Origin of the sequence: Streptomyces coelicoflavus (assembly GCF_045041415.1) — a bacterium.
Taxonomy (GTDB): domain Bacteria; phylum Actinomycetota; class Actinomycetes; order Streptomycetales; family Streptomycetaceae; genus Streptomyces; species Streptomyces coelicoflavus.
Map to the genome: position 1 here is coordinate 1,498,805 of NZ_CP108218.1, position 16,293 is coordinate 1,515,097.

15 protein-coding genes are annotated in these 16,293 nt (G+C 74.9%); 3 read left to right on the forward strand and 12 right to left on the reverse strand.

The annotated features are described in order from the left end of the window. Nucleotides 1-43 precede the first annotated feature (43 nt). Nucleotides 44-2,962, reverse strand: coding sequence for an ATP-binding protein (locus tag OHA99_RS06655; RefSeq protein ID WP_381499538.1), 2,919 nt, complete (start codon nucleotides 2,960-2,962; stop codon nucleotides 44-46). Nucleotides 2,963-3,150: 188 nt separating this feature from the next. Between OHA99_RS06655 and OHA99_RS06660 the strand changes: the two genes are divergently transcribed. Then, nucleotides 3,151-3,753: a TetR-like C-terminal domain-containing protein gene (locus OHA99_RS06660; protein WP_153177291.1), complete on the forward strand. Its 603-nt coding sequence runs from the start codon at nucleotides 3,151-3,153 to the stop codon at nucleotides 3,751-3,753. On the opposite strand, the gene OHA99_RS06665 is transcribed toward OHA99_RS06660, so the two are convergent. Next, a complete protein-coding gene (locus OHA99_RS06665; protein WP_282882570.1) occupies nucleotides 3,750-4,502 on the reverse strand; it encodes an isocitrate lyase/phosphoenolpyruvate mutase family protein in 753 nt (250 codons plus the stop codon). The two genes, OHA99_RS06660 and OHA99_RS06665, sit on opposite strands and share 4 nt — an antisense overlap. Continuing rightward, entirely contained in the window at nucleotides 4,499-4,969 is a 471-nt protein-coding gene (locus OHA99_RS06670; RefSeq protein WP_164382380.1) for a hypothetical protein, read from the reverse strand. Before OHA99_RS06670 ends, OHA99_RS06665 begins: the two co-directional genes overlap by 4 nt. Before the next feature lie 107 nt (nucleotides 4,970-5,076). Here OHA99_RS06670 and OHA99_RS06675 point away from each other — a divergent pair, with 107 nt between their 5' ends. Then, entirely contained in the window at nucleotides 5,077-5,613 is a 537-nt protein-coding gene (locus OHA99_RS06675; RefSeq protein WP_405694668.1) for a hypothetical protein, read from the forward strand. Nucleotides 5,614-5,629: 16 nt separating this feature from the next. Here the strand turns inward: OHA99_RS06675 and OHA99_RS06680 are convergent, their stop codons facing one another. The 3 genes from OHA99_RS06680 to OHA99_RS06690 are packed head-to-tail and all read right to left on the reverse strand — an operon-like array spanning nucleotide 5,630 to nucleotide 8,285. After that, nucleotides 5,630-6,292, reverse strand: coding sequence for a response regulator transcription factor (locus OHA99_RS06680; RefSeq protein WP_153177295.1), 663 nt, complete (start codon nucleotides 6,290-6,292; stop codon nucleotides 5,630-5,632). Continuing rightward, the gene (locus OHA99_RS06685; protein WP_405694670.1) at nucleotides 6,289-7,446 is read right to left on the reverse strand and encodes a sensor histidine kinase; all 1,158 of its coding nucleotides are present in this window, start codon (nucleotides 7,444-7,446) and stop codon (nucleotides 6,289-6,291) included. The genes OHA99_RS06680 and OHA99_RS06685 overlap by 4 nt, the downstream gene beginning before the upstream one ends. Next, nucleotides 7,443-8,285, reverse strand: a complete 843-nt coding sequence (locus OHA99_RS06690; protein WP_164382384.1) for a CPBP family intramembrane glutamic endopeptidase — start codon at nucleotides 8,283-8,285, stop codon at nucleotides 7,443-7,445. The genes OHA99_RS06685 and OHA99_RS06690 overlap by 4 nt, the downstream gene beginning before the upstream one ends. A 160-nt stretch (nucleotides 8,286-8,445) precedes the next feature. On the opposite strand from OHA99_RS06690, the gene mmuM reads away from it, so the two are divergent. Next, entirely contained in the window at nucleotides 8,446-9,375 is a 930-nt protein-coding gene (gene mmuM / locus OHA99_RS06695; RefSeq protein WP_405694671.1) for a homocysteine S-methyltransferase, read from the forward strand. A 1-nt stretch (nucleotide 9,376) separates the two neighbouring features. Here the strand turns inward: mmuM and OHA99_RS06700 are convergent, their stop codons facing one another. The 6 genes from OHA99_RS06700 to OHA99_RS06725 all read right to left on the reverse strand — a co-directional run bounded on the left by OHA99_RS06700 (nucleotide 9,377) and on the right by OHA99_RS06725 (nucleotide 16,146). Continuing rightward, the gene (locus OHA99_RS06700; RefSeq protein WP_381499553.1) at nucleotides 9,377-10,246 is read right to left on the reverse strand and encodes a DUF6282 family protein; all 870 of its coding nucleotides are present in this window, start codon (nucleotides 10,244-10,246) and stop codon (nucleotides 9,377-9,379) included. After that, entirely contained in the window at nucleotides 10,233-10,946 is a 714-nt protein-coding gene (locus tag OHA99_RS06705; RefSeq protein ID WP_366471217.1) for an RraA family protein, read from the reverse strand. Before OHA99_RS06705 ends, OHA99_RS06700 begins: the two co-directional genes overlap by 14 nt. Then, nucleotides 10,943-13,156: an isocitrate/isopropylmalate family dehydrogenase gene (locus tag OHA99_RS06710; protein ID WP_405694674.1), complete on the reverse strand. Its 2,214-nt coding sequence runs from the start codon at nucleotides 13,154-13,156 to the stop codon at nucleotides 10,943-10,945. Before OHA99_RS06710 ends, OHA99_RS06705 begins: the two co-directional genes overlap by 4 nt. Then, nucleotides 13,153-14,055, reverse strand: coding sequence for an alpha/beta fold hydrolase (locus OHA99_RS06715; RefSeq protein ID WP_405694676.1), 903 nt, complete (start codon nucleotides 14,053-14,055; stop codon nucleotides 13,153-13,155). Before OHA99_RS06715 ends, OHA99_RS06710 begins: the two co-directional genes overlap by 4 nt. Then, entirely contained in the window at nucleotides 14,052-14,984 is a 933-nt protein-coding gene (locus tag OHA99_RS06720; RefSeq protein ID WP_164382394.1) for a 3-hydroxy-3-methylglutaryl-CoA lyase, read from the reverse strand. Before OHA99_RS06720 ends, OHA99_RS06715 begins: the two co-directional genes overlap by 4 nt. Nucleotides 14,985-15,234: 250 nt before the next feature. Further along, the gene (locus OHA99_RS06725) at nucleotides 15,235-16,146 is read right to left on the reverse strand and encodes a LysR family transcriptional regulator (RefSeq protein ID WP_405694678.1); all 912 of its coding nucleotides are present in this window, start codon (nucleotides 16,144-16,146) and stop codon (nucleotides 15,235-15,237) included. Nucleotides 16,147-16,293: the final 147 nt, after the last annotated feature.

Consider the following 16,293-nt stretch of genomic DNA (forward strand, 5'->3'; position numbering starts at 1 on the left):
CCGGGCGGGGTGCGCGAACAATCCGTGGAGCGGTAGGTATCCCCTACGTATTCGACGCGCCGCCGGCCCGCACGTCGGCCGGTACCTCGGCCGGCACGTCGGCCCGGGAGGAGACGCCGAGCTTGCGCAGCACCTTCGCGACGTGCTGCTCGATGGTGCGCGGCGACAGGAACAGCACGTCGGCGATCTCCCGGTTGGTGTGGCCGAGGGACACCAGGCGGGCCACCTCGCGTTCGCGGGGCGAGAGGGCGTCGCCGTAGCCGCGCCGTCCGCGCCGGGAGGGCGTCACCACGCCGGTGCCGCGCAGCACCCGGCGGCAGCGGGCGGCGTCCCGGGTGGCGCCGAGGGCGGCGAACTCCTCGGCGACGACGCCCATGTCCGGCGCCGTGTCCGGGTCGCCCAGTGCCAGCGCCTCCCGGGCGGCGGCCTCTCCGGCGCGGGCGGCGGCGTACGGCCGGGGCAGCGCGGCGTATCCGGCACGGGCGGCGGCGAAGGCGTGCGCGGCGTCCTCGTGCCGTCCGCCGGCGGCGGCCAGGATGCCCCGGCAGGCGTCCACGGCGGCCCGGCCGAGCGGCACGTCCAGGCCCGCGACACCGGCGGCCAGTTCCCCGGCCACCCCCTCCGCCTCGGTGCGGCGCCCGTCCCGCACGTACGCGGCCACCGCCATCGGCGTGAGTTCCGCACCCCAGGCCCAGATGTCCTTGCGCCGGACGCGGGCCACGGCCCGGTCGGCCAGGGCGCAGGCGGCGTGGGTCTGCCCGCGGGAGAGCAGCAGGCGGACGCGGGCGCCGGACGCGGACGCGAGGACCGGTGCGGGGGCGTTGTCCGGGTCGGCGAGACCGGCGGCGTCCAGCCGGGCGGCCGCCTCCTCCCACTCGCCCCGGGCCAGCGCCAGTTGGCCGAGGACGAGTTGGGCGTCGGCGGCGACGGGTGCCACCCCGGGGTTGTCCCGCAGGATGCCGTGGGCGTGCGCGGACAGTTCCCGCCAGTGGCCGCCGTGCCAGTCCAGGCGCAGTCCGGTGCCGGCCGCGATGCCCGCGACGAACGTCGCCCCCTGCTCGTCGGCGAGGCGCTCGGCCTCCCGGCAGTAGCGGCGGGCCAGGGTGTCCCGGCCCAGCCAGGCCGCGTAGTCGGCGAGGTTGCCCCAGGTGCGGGCCGCCTGCATACGGACCTCGGGTCCGGTGCGTTCGCCCTCCCGCAGGGCCTGTTCGGCCTCTTCCCAGACGCGTGGGTCGCCGCGGCCGGCGCGCAGGGTGAAGTGGTTGCCGCGCACCGCCATCCGCAGTCCCGCGTCCGCCTCACCGGCCTCCTCGGCCTCCTCGGCGACGAGGGCCTCGGCGCGGGTCACCCACCGCTCGTACACCGGGTAGGGGTGGTCGCCCCAGCCGGGCAGCGCGAGGGCCGCCATGCCGCGGGCGGCGAGGGCGGGGCGGGCGCGCAGTTCCTCGACGGCGATCTCGGTGTCGGCGCGGGCCTGTTCGTAGTCGCCGGCGTGATTGTGCAGCAGCAGGCCGAGGTTCAGCCGGATCTCGCCGCGCAGTGGGTCCGGCAGGCGGTCGTCCTGCACGATGCGGCGCAGCAGTTCGGCGGCGTGCCGGTGGGAGACGCTGTGCACGGCGGCGCGGCTGAGCCGGGTCGCCAGTTCGGCCCGCGCCAGGGGTGCCAGGCGGGCGTCGGCCAGCAGGTCCTCCAGCAGCTGGACCGCGAGGGCCAGGTCCCCCATGCGCTGTGCCGCCCGCGCGGCCGCCTCTCCGTAGCGGTGCCACTCCGCGGTGTCGGCGGACTCCTTGGCGTGGTAGGCGAGGTGCACGACGGGCTGCGGCCGGACGCCGTCCAGGGCCCGCACGGCCCGCCGGTGGAGGGCGCGGCGGGCGGGTCCCGGGATGCTGCGGTAGACGGCCTGCTGGGCCAGGGTGTGCCGGAACCCGTAGCGGTCGGGCCCCAGTTCGTGCAGCACGCCGGCGGCGAGCGCCTCGCGCAGCGCGGGCCCCGCCCAGGGCTCGCCGTCCCGGTCCGTCCCGGCGTCGGTCACGGTCGCGATCAGCTCCTCGCCGGAGGGGACGCGCAGCACCGCGGCGGCCCGCACACAGGCGGTGGCCGCCGGGGACAGCAGGGCCATCCGGTCGGCCATCGCCTCGTGCAGCCGGGTCGGTACGCCGACGGCGTCCAGCGGGTCCGCGCCGTCCAGGCCTCCCGGCAGGGACCGTACGACCTCTTCCAGGACGAAGGGGATGCCGGCGGTGCGTTCGTGCAGTGCCTCGGCGAGGGCGGCCGGTATCCGGGCGTTGCCGGTGAGGGCCGCGGTCATGCTGCGCACGGCCGGTACGTCCAGGGGGCCCAGCGGTACCAGGACCGCCGTGGTGCCCGGCGGTTGCCGGTAGGCGCGGCCCAGCGGCAGTCCGGTGCCGGGCAGTTCCTCGCGGCGGTAGCTCAGCACCACGCCGAGTCCGGCCGGCGGGTCGTCCACCAGGAACCGCACCAGGTCCCGGGTGCCCTCGTCCGCCCAGTGCAGGTCCTCGACGACGACCACGGCGCCGCCGACCCGGTCCAACAGCGCCCGCACCGCCCGGAACAGCCGGTGCCGGCTCGCGCCCGGGTCGGCGAGCGGCTCGGGCGCGGGCGGCAGCCGGTCGCCCAGCTCGGGCAGATAGGGCCGCAGCGCCCCGCACACCGGGTTGAGTCCCGAGGGCAGGCGGCCCTCCAGGCGGCGCAGCAGCTCGAACACCGGCCCGTAGGGGAAGGGTTCGCGCAGCGGGTGGCAGCCCCCGGCCAGCACGGTCCGGCCGCGTACCGAGGCGTGCCCGAGGGCCTCCCGGATGAGCCGGGTCTTGCCGATGCCGGGCTCGCCCTCCACCAGCACCACCGCCGGGGGATGCGCGAGCGCGTCCCGTACCGCGTGCAGTTCTCCCGTGCGCCCCACCAGAACGGGGGCCTCGGCGCGGCGGAGGACGGGATCGGTCATGCACGGCTCCGAACGTGGGGGCGGAGGGGGACACGGTGCCGGGAAAACTAGCCGCGCCGGGTCCGGGCGGGCAACAAGGGGGACGTGCCGGGACGGCGTAATAGGGTGGCACCCGGAGCCCCTCGGGTCCGGGTCTTCCGCCTCCTCGCCCGGTCGGCCGGAGGCGCCGTCACTGGGGAGGTGGTCCCGTGCCCCGACTCGGCCTCACGACCGGGCGTGTCGTCGCGGCCGCCGCCGATCTCGCGGACGAGCAGGGCCTCGACGGCGTCACCGTCTCCGCCCTGGCCCGGCGCTTCGGCGTGCGCGACGCCAGCCTGTACACGCACGTCAGGAACCTCCAGGACCTGCGGGTCCGGGTCGCCCTGCTGGCCGGCGGGGAGCTGATCGAGGAGATCGCGCAGGCGGTGGCAGGCCGGGCCGGGAAGGAGGCGCTGGCCGCCTTCGCCGGCGCCTACCGGGCGTACGCCCTGCGCCACCCCGGCCGCTACGCCGCCACCCAGATCCGCGTCGACCAGGCCCTGGTGGCCGACTCCCCCGCCCTGCGCCGCACCGCCGAGATCACCTACGGCATGCTGCGCGCCTACGGCCTGACCGAACCCGACCTCACCGACGCCGTACGCCTGCTGCGCTCCACCTTCCACGGCTACTGCGCGCTGGAGGCCTCCGGGGGCTTCGGCGCCCCGCGCGACGTGCGGGCGTCCTGGGACAAGGCGGTCGACGCCCTGCACGTGGCGCTGGAGAACTGGCCGCGGGCGGAAGGGGACGGGGAGTGCGAGGGGGCCGCCGGTTAGCCGGTCAGCGCCCGCACCTCGTCGTACGTCGGCGCCGGACCGCCCGGATCCCGGCCCGCCCGGAGGTCCGCGGCCGTTTCCAGGGCGGCGCCCAGCGCCCGCCGGTAGAGCAGCGAGCCGAGGCTGACGCGGGCCACGCCGAGGTCGGCGAGGTGCGCGAGGGCGGGGCCGGCGGGCGTGTACAGGAGGTTGAGGGGGACGTCGAAGCGGGCGGTGAGGGACGCGATGCGGGCGGGATCGGTGAGGCCGGGGACGAAGACGCCGTCGGCTCCGGCCTCGCGGTAGGCGTCCAGGCGCCGCAGAGTGTCGGACCAGTCGCCGTCGCCCGACCAGTACGTGTCCGTACGGGCGTTGACGAACAGGCCGGGGGCGGTCCGGCGGACCGCGGCGATCTTCGCGGCGTGCCGGGCGGCGGGCCCGAGGGTGTCCTCCAGGTTGATGCCGACGGCGCCGACCGCGGCCAGTTGCCGCGCGAACTCCCCCACCTCGTCGGGGTCGTCGCTGAACCCGTCCTCCGCGTCGACGGAGAGCAGGAAGGGGGCCGAGCCGAGGGTGAGGGCCAGCCGCAGGGTCTCGTCGCGGGTCGCCGCCGCCCCGTCGGGCAGCCCGGCCGCCGCCGCGACGCCGAGGCTGGTCGTGCCGACGGCGCGGAAGCCCTGCCCGGCGAGGGCGAGCGCGGAGGCGTGGTCCCAGGCGCACGGGAGGAGCAACGGCTCGCCGGGGCGGTGGAGCCGGCCGAACGCGGTCACGACAGGTCACCCACCGAGTCGGCGTAGTACACGGACTCCGTCAGGTGGACGGCGAGTTCGCGGAAGCTCCAGCCTTCGCCGGGCGAGTGGTCGAGTTGCTCGTCGGTGAGCGCGTCGAGGCGGTTGGCCCAGATCCGGGCGAGCCGGGTGAGGCGGCTGCGGGCCTCGTCGAGGTCCTCGCCGGTGAAGCGGGCGCGGTCGGCGTCCGTGGTGACCGCGGAGGCGTGCCAGTGGTCGGGCTGCGTCTCCTCCCCCGCCAGCCGGGCCTCCAGTTCCGCGAGGTGGTCGATCATGTGGTCGGCCACCCGGCGGATCGCCTTGTGCGGGGTGTGGACGCGCCCGTCGCTGTGGGCGGGCCGACCGTCCCAGCGGGTCCAGGTGGCGGCCAGGGCAAGGACGTGGTCGACCATGCCGGTGACCGCGGCGGCGGGCGTGCGGGGGGTCGTGACGGTTGGCGTGTGGTTCATGTCCCGCACGCTAGGGCCCGGTTGGTTCGGCGCCGGCCGAAGTGTTCCGGGGGAACACGGGTACCCGGTCGGCACTGTACGTGCACGTCTTCTCCATGGAAGGTGACATGGCGAGCGAAGAGAGAAGCGAAGACCGTCCGCGGCTGCGGTGGCAGGACAGCCTGTGGGGCATCGGCGGGACCGCCCTGGCCGTGGGCGTCGGGGTCCAGCTGGTCCTGCACGGCGTGACGGCGTGGCCGTCGGCCCTGGTGGGCGCGGTGCCGGCCGCCGCCTGGATCGTGTGGTGGGTGCGCCGCCGGCGGGTGCGCGACGCCGGAAGGGTGGGTACGGAACCGGAGGACGTGCCCGCCATGGAGCGGCGGATCCTCAAGGGCGGGCCGGCACCCCGGGACCCGGAGCGGCGGCGGGCGATGGCGGCGTTCGTCGACTCGCGTCAGGAGCGGCTGCGGCGCCACCGCTGGTGGGCGTTCCCCGTGCTGGCCCTCATCTTCTTCGGCACGTCGGCCCTGTGGTACGTCTCCGGCTCGGTCGGCGCCGGAACGATGATGCTAGGCCTCGGGGTCGTCTTCCTGGGCTGGCTGGCCTGGTACAACGCGCGTTTCGACCGGCGCTTGTCGCAGATGCGCGGCAGGTTGCAGGGCTGAGCGGCCGGTAGGGGCCTCAGGTCACCAGCCCGTGCCGGTAGGCGAAGACGACCGCCTGGACGCGGTCGCGCAGGTCGAGCTTGGTGAGGATGCGGGAGACGAAGGTCTTGACGGTCTCGGGGCTGATCACGAGGGCCGCGGCGATCTCGCTGTTGGAGAGCCCGTCCGCGATCAGGCGCAGGACCTCCATCTCCCGGGGGGTGAGCGGGATGTCGCGGGTCGTGCCGCCCTCGGCGGGCCGGATCCGGGCGGCGTAGCGGCCCACGAGGCGGCGTGTCACGTCGGGGTCGAGGAGCGCCGCGCCCATGGCCACGGTGCGGATGCCGTGCAGCAGCCGGTCCGGGGGCGCGTCCTTGAGCAGGAAGCCGCTGGCGCCCGCGCGCAGCGCCTCGTAGACGTACTCGTCGAGGTTGAACGTCGTGACCACGAGCACCTTGACGGGGTGCTGCACCCCGGCGCCGGCCAGCAGCCGGGTCGCTTCGAGGCCGTCGAGGACCGGCATGCGGATGTCCATCACCACGACGTCCGGGCGCAGTTCGCGTGCCAGGTCGACCCCGGCCTGCCCGTCCCCGCACTCTCCGACCACCTCCAGGTCGGGCTGGGCGTCGACGATCGTCGCCAGGCCGGTGCGGATCAGTGCCTGGTCGTCGCAGATCACGACCCGGACCGGCGCGCTCATGCCGTGCTCCCCCCGGGTATCCGGGCCCGGACGACGAATCCGCCGCCCCCCGGACGGTCCGTGCTGAACTCGCCGCCCAGTACGTCGACGCGTTCCCGCAGGCCGGCCAGGCCCCGCCCGCTGCCGCCGGGGGACGCGGCCCCCGTGCCGGAGCCGTCCGTGCCCACTTCCACCGTGATCTCTCTTTCTCCGTGGCGCACCAGGACGGAGGTCTGGGCGCCGTGGTCGTACTTGAGGGCGTTGGTCAGGGCCTCCTGCACGACGCGGTAGGCCACGAGGTCGGAGCTGCCGGTGGCCGCCGCCGGGGTGCCCTCCTCGGTGAACTCCACCGGCTGCCCGGCCCGGCGCGTCTGCTCGACCAGGGTGAGCACCCGGCCGACGGGTGGCGTCCTGGGCTCGGCGGTGCCGTGGTCGGGGTTGAGGAGGTCGAGCAGGTGCCGCAGGTCGGTGATGGCGCGGCGGCCGGTGTCGCTGACGGCGGCCAGCGTCTCGTCGAGCCGGTCGGGTGCGGCGGTCAGGTAGCGGGCCGCCTCGGACTGGACGACCATCGCCGTGACGTGGTGGGTCACGACGTCGTGCAACTCACGGGCGATGCGAGTGCGTTCGGCGGTGCGGGCGTCCTCGGCGACCCGCCTGCGGCGTTCGTCCTCCGCGGCGCGCGCGGAGCGCATCCACGCGCCGACGCCCCATGCCAGGGCGAGGATCAGGTAGAAGGTCACGTACTCGACCAGCGTCTCGTCGCCGCCGCGTGCGTTCAGCCCGACGGCCATGGCCACGTAGGCCAGGGTGCCGGCGATCTGCGTGGCACGCCGGTGCTTCTCCTGGTGGGAGCCGGCGTTGATCAGCACGATGGGGAGCGCGGCGCCCGCGAACAGGTGGTAGCCGCGGAGTTGGTCGAGGGCGAAGCCGACCGAGACCAGGGCGAGGCAGACCAGTGTCCACCGGCGCCGCACGGCCAGGGGGACGGACTGGAGGACGGCCGCCACCCCGGCCAGCGCGTCGGCGGGGCGGGTCGGCAGGCCGCCGATCTCCGTGCCCTGCCCCTGGAGCGAGGGCACCAGCGACGCGAGGAGCAGCAGCATCCCGAGCGGGAGGTCCCGGACCGTGACGTCGAGCCGGTGCCACCGCTCCACGATCCCTCGGCGATCGATCACCGGGGCAGTGTAGCCGCGGAGTCGACACCCGCGGCACGCCGTCGCGAGCCGAACGCCACGATGTTCCCGCGCCGGTGCGCCAGCCACAGGAAGACCAGGGTGAGCAGCACCCCGAAGCCCACCGAGTACACGCTGCCCTCGGGGCCGAAGTCACCGCCGGTGAGCAGCTTCGGGCCCGACACCGTGGCGTCGAGCAGGCCCTCGCTGTCGCCGTTGCCGGAGACCACGGTGCTGAAGACGCCGCCCGCGGCGAAGTTCCAGCCGAAGTGCACGCCGATCACCAGCCACAGGTTGCGGGTGGCGGCGTAGGCGGCGGCGAGCATGAAGCCGGCCTCGACGGCGATGGCCAGGGCGCCCCACAGGGTGGCGTCCTCGTTGAGCAGGTGCATGAGGCCGAACACGATGCCGGTCAGGCCCAGCGAGAGGTACGTGCCGATGTGCTCCTCGATGATCCGGAACAGGACCCCGCGGAACACGACCTCCTCGGTCGCGGCGGCGGCGGCCATGAACCCGACCAGCCCGATCGCCCCCTGCACCGAGCCGAGCCCGTCGACCTCGTAGTACCCGGAGGCGAAGAGGTTCGTGATGACGGCCCCGAACAGTCCGAAGCCGATCAGTGCCCCCCAGCCGGCCTTGGCCGCGGCGCCCTCCCGGGCCACGTCCAGGGCCTGCCGGCGCTCGGTCCGCCGCACCACCCAGGCGTACACGAACACCACCAGCGCGGCCGACGTGAGACCGACCACCAGCGTGAGCCAGTCGTTGTCCTTCACCGCCTGGACGGCGATGCCGCCGAGGGCGTAGGCCGCCAGCACGGCCAGGAACTGCCACACGAATCTCACGGGAACTCCTTGGTAGGGCCCGTGACTCGAGTGCCGCGGGCTGCCATGGACGCTACGGATCCGGCGGCCGGAGATCGTCACCTCACGGTGGACACCTGTGTGTAGCTCGCACGGGGGACAAGGGCCCGGAACCCGGGTGGGCTCGTCGTAGCCTCGTGGCATGACCAGCGACTTCGCCGACGCCCTCGCCTCGGGCCCGCTCGTGCTCGACGGCGGGCTGTCCAACCAGCTGGAGGCGGCCGGGCACGACCTGGGCGACGCGCTGTGGTCGGCGCGGCTGCTCGCCGACGACCCGGAGGCGATCACGCGGGCCCATCTCGCCTACTTCGAGGCGGGCGCCGACGTGGTGATCACCTCCAGCTACCAGGCCACCTTCGAGGGCTTCGCCCGGCGCGGCATCGGCGGGCAGCGGGCGGCCGAACTGCTGGCGCTCAGTGTGGAGTCGGCCCGGGAGGCGGCCCGCCGGGCGCGGGTGGGCCCGGCGGGCCGGGCGGGCCGCCGCCGGTGGGTGGCGGCGTCGGCGGGACCGTACGGGGCGATGCTCGCGGACGGTTCCGAGTACCGGGGTCGGTACGGGCTCGACGTGGGCGAGCTGGAACGCTTCCACCGGCCCCGTCTGGAGGTCCTGGCCGCCGCACGGCCGGACGTCCTCGCGCTGGAGACGGTCCCGGACACCGACGAGGCGGTGGCGCTGCTGCGGGCGGTGCGCGGTCTGGGGGTGCCCGCCTGGCTGTCGTACACCGTCGACGGGGACCGTACCCGCGCGGGCCGGCCGCTGGAGGAGGCCTTCGCCCTGGCCGCCGACGCGGAGGAGGTGGTCGCGGTCGGCGTCAACTGCTGTGCTCCCGGGGACGTGTCCGGCGCGGTCCGGACCGCCGCCCGGGTCACCGGGAAGCCGGTCGTCGCCTACCCCAACAGCGGGGAGGTCTGGGACGCGCGGGCGCGGGCCTGGCGGGGGCGTTCCCTGTTCGCGCCCCGGCTGGTGCGGGAGTGGCGGGCGGCCGGGGCCCGGCTGGTCGGGGGGTGCTGCCGGGTGGGGCCCGACGCGATCAGGTCGATCGCGTCGGCGCCCTCCTCGGATTCGTACTGACTCACAGCGAGAGCATCGCCAGGGGCGTGTCCCGGGTGACCTCCTGGACGCGTCGCGGGGTCAGGCCGGCCCGTTCGAACCACTCGGCGCTCTGCGTCAGCCAGGGGGTGATGTCCGGCTGGGACGGCTGGCCCAGGTCGGAGCTGTAGACGACCCTCGGCAGCAGGGTCAGGACGTCGGCGAGATCGCTCCAGGGCTGGTAGCCGAGGAGGTGGGTCAGGGCGGTCTGCTCGGTGAAGACCTGTTCCGCGCCGACGAGATCGGCGAGGTCCTTGCAGGTCAGCCCGGTCATCGGGTTGGCGGGCTGGTTGAGCATCAGACGGGGCAGGTCGAGCCGTACGGCCTCCTCGATCAGCAGCCGCACCTCGTGGCCGTCGGCGTGTCCGGTGGAGACGACCACGGGGAGGTCCCGGGCGGCGCGCAGGAGTTCACGGACGTCGGGACGGAGCGTGCCGCTGTCGTCGGTGACGGTGAGCGAACGCTGGCCGCCGGCGAGCAGGGGGTGGGAGGGGGTGCGGGTCAGGCGGCTGCGGTGCGCCCGGCCGGTGACGGTGGGCAGGTGGACGATCAGCCGCAGGCCGCTGTCCTCGCCGTGCTGGACGACGGCCTGTTCCACCGCCCTGGGGTCGAAGCCGCCGGCCAGGTCGTTGAGGACGATCGAACCCGAGACCGGCAGGCCCTGCTGCCGGGCCTCCCACGCCTGGGCGGCGGTGGATCCCAGGTGGTTCTTGAGGACGACCCAGCCGCCGTGCTCGGCGTAGCGCGCGGCCGCGGCCGTCGCGGTGTGGCGGCGCACATACGCGTCGGGGCCGCAGTGGTAGTGGACGTCGACGAAGCGGGCGGTCCGCGCCCCGCCGTCAGCGGCCGTCATGGCGGCCCCCGTCCTCGTCCTCCCACGGGCGCGCGTAGCCGAAGCGGGCGCGGGCCCCGTCGAGCCGGTCGCCGTCGAGCACGGCGGCGCGGATGCGTGCCTCGGTGCGGTCGACCGCCTCGGCGCGGCGCAGGACTTCTCCGGCCAGCGCGGCGGGCACGCGCAGCGCGCCGTTGTCGTCGGCGACGATCCAGTCCCCGGGGTCGACCGTGGTGCCCGCCACGTCCACGCTCACGCCCGTCCGGTCCAGGACGACCCGGTTCTTGCCGCTGACCATGGTGACGCCGGTGCTGAACAGGGGGTAGCCGGCGGCGCGGCTCTCCGCCACGTCGCGCACCGAGCCGTGGACGACCGTGCCCGAGACGCCGCGGTGCAGGGCGACGGAGCTGAGCAGGGAGCCCCAGTTGGTGCAGGTGAGGCTGCCGCCGTTGTCCACGACGACGACGGAGCCGGCCGGTACCTCGTCGATGTAGTCGGCCGCGTTGCGAAAGCCCCGGGCGTCGGGGTCCAGCGGGCGGTAGCGGACGGTGAAGGCCGGGCCGCAGGCGAGGGTGCCCGGCGTGCGCGGGCGGATGCCCGGCAGGACGCACGGCGGGGTGCGCAGGCTGTCCATGGCGTCGGAGAGGGCGGCGGTGTCCAGCCGCGCGAGCCTCCGGCGCAGCTCGCCGGTGTCACCAGAGGGTGCGGTGGCGGTGGTCATGCGGGGTCCTTCGGGTGGGGGTGGCCGGTGAGGTGCCGGGTGAGGGTCCAGGCGGCGTACTGGGCGGCGTAGGCGGTGACTTCGGCGCCCCGGTTGGGGACGGTCAGGGTGTCCGTCCGCTCGTCCGTCCCGTCGTGCACCGTGCAGTCCAGGGCGACAGTGCCGGTGTAGGTCGTCCGGTCTCCGCCGTCCCATCGGCCGGACAGGGTGACCCGCAGGGAGCGGGAGCCGTCGCCGGTGGCGCGGGCGCGGGCCAGTTCGGCGGCGAAGAGGCCCCCGGTCAGCCGGTCGTCCACGTCCAGGACGACGTCGTGCTCGTCCAGCACGGACGCCAGCTCCTGGACGGCGGTGCGGTCGCGGTCGGTGACGACGTGGCGGGCCAGCGTGGCGTCGAGGCGCCGCGCGAGGTCCGCGGCGTCCTCGGGCGGGCAGGTGACGCGGATGTCGACGTAGGGGTAGTGCCAGCGGTAGGCGGTGCTGGCGGGGCCGCCGTACTCCTTGACCAGGGCGTCGACCAGGGCGGCCGCGTCCGCCTCGATGACGCCGAGGGTGCGGCGGAAGAGGGTGGTGGTCTCGGGCGGGCGGGGGATGTGGGGCAGGCCGTCGCGCAGCGACTCCTCCAGCATGGGCAGGCATTCGCGCGGCGGGCCGGGGAGCATGAAGACGGTGCTGCCCTGCGTCTCGGCGCGGCAGCCCCAGGCGGTGCCGTTGGGGTTGGGCAGCAGTTCGGCGCCCTCGGCGAACAGCGCCTGGCGGCGGTTGTCGTCGTGGACGGCGACGCCGAAGCGGGTCAGGCGGGCCACGACGGCCTGCCAGGCCTCCTCCCGGTGTTCCAGCGGCCGGCCGAGCGCCCGGGCCACGGCGGCGCGGGTCACGTCGTCGGAGGTGGGGCCGAGTCCGCCCATGACCACGACGACGTCGTCCCGGCCCAGGCAGGAGCGGACCGCGTCGGCGATGCCGGCCTCGTCGTCGCCCACGGTGTGCCGGGCGCGGACCGGGATGCCGCGTTCGGCCAGCAGGCGGGAGGCGTGGCCCGCGTTGGAGTCCTCCAGGTCGCCGCGCAGGAGTTCGTCGCCGACGGTGACGACGGCCGCGGTGGGGGCCTGCGGGAGCGCGCGGCAGGCGTCGACGACCGCCTCGGCCGCCTCGGCGGTGGTGGCCGTGCCGCCCAGGTCGTAGGTGACCCGGTCGCGCCGGCGGGTGACGTGCCGTACGGCGTCCTTGACCGCGCCCGCCGCCTCGGTGAACCCGAGGTGGTCGAGCATCAGCCCGACGGTGAGGAACGCGGCCGTGGGGTTGGCGCGCTGCCGGCCCGCCAGGGCGGGGGCGCTGCCGTGCACCGGTTCGAAGTAGTTGCCGTTCTCGCCGATGTTGGCGCTGGGCGCCAGTCCGAGTCCGCCCATGACGCCGCCGCCGAGGTCGGAGAGGATGTCGCCGAACATGTTCTCGGCGACGATCACGCCGAACCGCTCCGGGCGCCGGGTCATCCACAGGGCGACCGCGTCCACGTTGAGCACCTCGTACGGGATCTCCGGGTAGTCGCCGGCGATGTCTTCGAGGCGGTTCAGGACGTACGCGCTGGAGTCGCGCAGGACGTTGGGCTTGTCGGCGAGGGTGACGCGCCCGTAGCCGTGGGCCCGGGCGGTCTCGAAGGCGAAGCGCAGGATGCGGTCCAGGCCGTGCGCGGTCTGGAGGCGGACGGAGGCGGCGGCCCCGGTGCGGGTGGAGCGGCGGACGTTGGGGTGGTCGGCGACCAGCGGCCACAGCGCGTCGGGCACGGGGCTGAAGTCCAGCCCCGCGTACAGGCCCTCGGTGTTCTCCCGCACCACGCAGTAGCGGTACGGGGTGGTGCCGCCGAGGTAGTTCTCCACCGGGCGCAGGTTGGCGAAGAGGTCCAGGCGGCGGCGGAGCTGGATGATCGGCGAGACGTACCGCGGTGCGCTCGCGCGCAGTTCGGGGGCGAGTTCCGCCAGTGCCTCGCCGCGCGGTTTGGTGGTGGTGGCGCCGAGCAGTACGGCGTCGCTGCGGTCGATCAGGTCCCAGGTGCGGTCCGGGACGGGGGTGCCCTCGGCGCGCCAGCACTCCCAGCCGATGTCGCCGAATTCGAGGTCGAGGGGGAGGTCGAGGGCGTCGATCACCGGCAACGCGGCGTCCAGCACCTCCGGTCCGATTCCGTCGCCGGGGAGGACGGCGACGGTCTTGCGGTTCATGTGAGTTCAGCTCCCAGGAAGCGGGTGAGGGTGTGCCGGACGAGGTCCGGCCGGTCGGCGTGCGGGCGCATCCCGGCCCGCGGTACGGCGACGAGTCGGTGGTGCGGCAGCGGTCCCGTCGCCAGGTGTTCGCGCCCGACGAGCCGGGACCGTTCGCCGTACACGTGCAGCAGCGGGCCCGGGAAGTCCCGTACGGGGTGCCGGGCGTCGGCGTCGTGCAGCAGCCGCAGTCCGGCGGCCAGCCGGCGGGCCGCCGCCGGTTCGTCGGCCGCCGTGGGGCGGGCGGGGGCTGCCGGCGCGGCGGTGCGGGCGGGGGCGTTCGGCGCGGCGGGCCGCCGGTGGGCGGCGGCGGCCGGTTCGTCGGGTCCGCGCACCACGTCCTCCAGCAGGCGGGTGGCCGCCGGCAGGCCCTCGGCGTCGGCCGTCGCGGCGATGCGTTCGAGTGTGGTGTTCAGCCGGTGGTCGGCGACCGTGGGTCCGGAGAGCAGCAGCACCTTGGCCCGGTGGGTCCACTCCTCGCCGAGCATGCCCTGGACGACGGCGCCGCCCAGGGCGTTGCCGACGAGGACGTCCGGGGGCGCGTGCCCCGACGGACCGTGCGCGCCGGACGCCGGGCCCGGGTCCTCCCGCGGTGCGAGGTACCGGGCCCAGCGGTGCACGAGGCTCCCCAGGTCGTCGCCGTCGCGCAGCAGGGACAGGGTGTCGTGGATCGTGACCCGGTGGCCCGAGTCGAGGAACGGGCCGGCGATCCGCCGGAAGAACGCGCCGTGGTCCCACCGGGCGAGGACGGGGGCGAGGACGATCGCGTGGCGCGGGGCGCCGGCCGGACCCAGCACGGCGTGGGCCGGGACCGGCGCCGTGTCGTGCGTGGGCTCGGACGGTGGTCCGGGCCGGGTCACCGGGCGCCGGTGGCGGTGAGTTCGCGGGCCGCCGAGAAGGCGTCCGAGATACGGCCCTGGGGGAGCTTGGCGCGCTCCTCGACGGACAGGTCGAAGTGGCCCAGGACCAGGTCGGGCAGCGGCAGGGAGGGGGCGGCTTCCGCGAACTCGCCCTCCATGCGGTGGGCGAGGGCGAGGATCCGGCCCAGGTCGTGGCCCTCGGTGCGCCCGCGCCGGCCGAGGTAGGCCAGCCACTGTTCGGTGACGAGGTTGCCCGGCCCCTTGCCCATGCCCAGGACGGAGGAGTCGATCCACGTCGCCCCCGCTTCCACGGCGGCGATGGCGTTGGCCAGGGCCAGTCCGAGGTTGTTGTGGGCGTGCAGGCCGATGGCCGCGTCGGTCACCGAACGGACCAGGGTCACCAGCCGGGAGACCTCGCGCGGCAGCATGCTGCCGTTGGAGTCGGCCAGGTAGACGACGTCGGCGCCCGAGTCGCCCGACATGGCGGCCAGTTCGGCCAGGCGGCGGCCGTCGAGCTGGCTGACGCGGGTGATGTTGACGGTGGTGGTGAACCCGAGGTCCACGGCCTGGGCGAGCAGGGCGAGTCCGGCCTCGGGCGCACCGGAGGGCAGGCAGAAGCGCACCATGCGCGCGCCCGCCTCGTACATGCGCGGCAGGTCCTCCTCGGTGATGTTCTTCGGGTGCACGATCATGCACAGGTGCTCCGGCGGGACGACCTCGGCGAGGGCGCGTATGTAGTCGTCCGCGCCCAGTCCGGTCCGGCCGATGCCCGGGCGCGGCTTGAACGAGCCGTTGCGGTAGCCGATCTCGATCCACTCCATGCCGGCCGCGACGCTCTCCCGGACGTGGTGGCGTGCGTAGTCGAGCGGGAAGTCGAAGTTGTTGCGGTAGCCGCCGTCGCGCAGCGTCACATCAAGATTGATGACCATTTCTACCCCTCCATGAATGGCGCATGCAGCAGGCGGGGCGACGGCCCGCGCGGCTTTCCGCGCGGGCCGACAAAGAATTGGGAAACCGTTCATTCTGTTGCGGGGGGTCCCGATGGACCCGCTCCGCATCACCCCGTTGATAAACCGCGAAGAACTTCGGTATTCAACCAGCGTCATGCTGAAGGAAGTTCTTCGACACGGGACACGCTATCCCACGATGCGAGCGCGACCTTAATGCCCGGGTAAAGAATCAGGCGGAGGTCTCTTTACCCGCGGACTTCCCGCGCACGCGTGCACTGGTTTCGGTCAGCAGTTTCAGCCGTTCGGGATCCGCGTCCGCCCGCAGGGCCAGGGACATGCGAATGGCGACGGGCTCGCCGTCGAGGGGCAGCACCGCGACGCGGCGCGAGGAGACGGTGCCGGCCGCCGCCGGGTACATCGGAATCCAGCCGCCCGCCCCCGCGCCGATCTCGGCGAGGGTCTCCTGGAGACCGGTCGAGGGCGGGCCGAGGGAGGGCTCGAAACCCGCCTTGCGGCAGGCGAGGACCACCGTGTCGAAGAGCACGGGGTTCTCGGCGCGGGGGGCGATGCGCAGCGGCAGGCGGGCCAGGTCGGCCAGGCGCAGCCGGTCCCGGCCGGCCAACGCGTGCGCGGCGGGCAGCGCCACCACGAGCGGGTCCTGCCAGAGGCTGAGAAGCAGCAGGCCAGGGGCGCTTTCGAGGCCGCGGACGAAGGCCGCGTCGAGGCGTCCGGCACGCACCTCTTCCAGCCGGGTGTGGGCGTCCAGGGTCTGGAACTCGAAGCGGGTCCCGGCGCCCCGGTCGGGCAGCGCGTCCAGGAAGTCGTCGAGCCGCCGGCCGAGGGCGGAGCTGATGCCGACGCGGAAGGTGGCGTCGCCCTGGGCGGCCAGCCGCCGGGCCGTCGCGGCGAAGGAGTCCATCGCCCTGAGCACCTCACGGCCCTCGGGCAGCAGTGCCCGGCCGGCGGGTGTGAGGGTGACGGTGCGGCCCGAGCGGTCGAAGAGCTCGGCGCTCAGCTCGCGCTCCAGGCGGCGCACCTGCTGGCTGACCGCGGGCTGGCCGATATGCAGGCGTTCGGCCGCGCGGCCGAAATGCAGGTCTTCGGCGACCGCGACGAAGTATTGAATCTGACGCAGTTCCACGGTGTCCCCCTCTGCGGCCGGCGACCCCTTTACGGAATATGCCGAACACAGGCGGGTGGGGGCGCCGCGAGGGAAATCCTCGCATACCGCGGAGCGGCACCTCCCCCAGGAGGGCCGCTCACGGCGGAGCGCGACACGACGGGTTCT

What these genes read in the sequence shown, in the direction of transcription:
- OHA99_RS06710 (WP_405694674.1), bottom strand. Translation starts at nt 13,156, where the DNA reads ATGAACCGCAAGACCGTCGCCGTCCTCCCCGGCGACGGAATCGGACCG.
- OHA99_RS06675 (WP_405694668.1), top strand. Translation starts at nt 5,077, where the DNA reads ATGGCGAGCGAAGAGAGAAGCGAAGACCGTCCGCGGCTGCGGTGGCAG.
- mmuM (WP_405694671.1), top strand. Translation starts at nt 8,446, where the DNA reads ATGACCAGCGACTTCGCCGACGCCCTCGCCTCGGGCCCGCTCGTGCTC.
- OHA99_RS06680 (WP_153177295.1), bottom strand. Translation starts at nt 6,292, where the DNA reads ATGAGCGCGCCGGTCCGGGTCGTGATCTGCGACGACCAGGCACTGATC.
- OHA99_RS06705 (WP_366471217.1), bottom strand. Translation starts at nt 10,946, where the DNA reads ATGACCACCGCCACCGCACCCTCTGGTGACACCGGCGAGCTGCGCCGG.
- OHA99_RS06670 (WP_164382380.1), bottom strand. Translation starts at nt 4,969, where the DNA reads ATGAACCACACGCCAACCGTCACGACCCCCCGCACGCCCGCCGCCGCG.
- OHA99_RS06720 (WP_164382394.1), bottom strand. Translation starts at nt 14,984, where the DNA reads ATGGTCATCAATCTTGATGTGACGCTGCGCGACGGCGGCTACCGCAAC.
- OHA99_RS06655 (WP_381499538.1), bottom strand. Translation starts at nt 2,962, where the DNA reads ATGACCGATCCCGTCCTCCGCCGCGCCGAGGCCCCCGTTCTGGTGGGG.
- OHA99_RS06700 (WP_381499553.1), bottom strand. Translation starts at nt 10,246, where the DNA reads ATGACGGCCGCTGACGGCGGGGCGCGGACCGCCCGCTTCGTCGACGTC.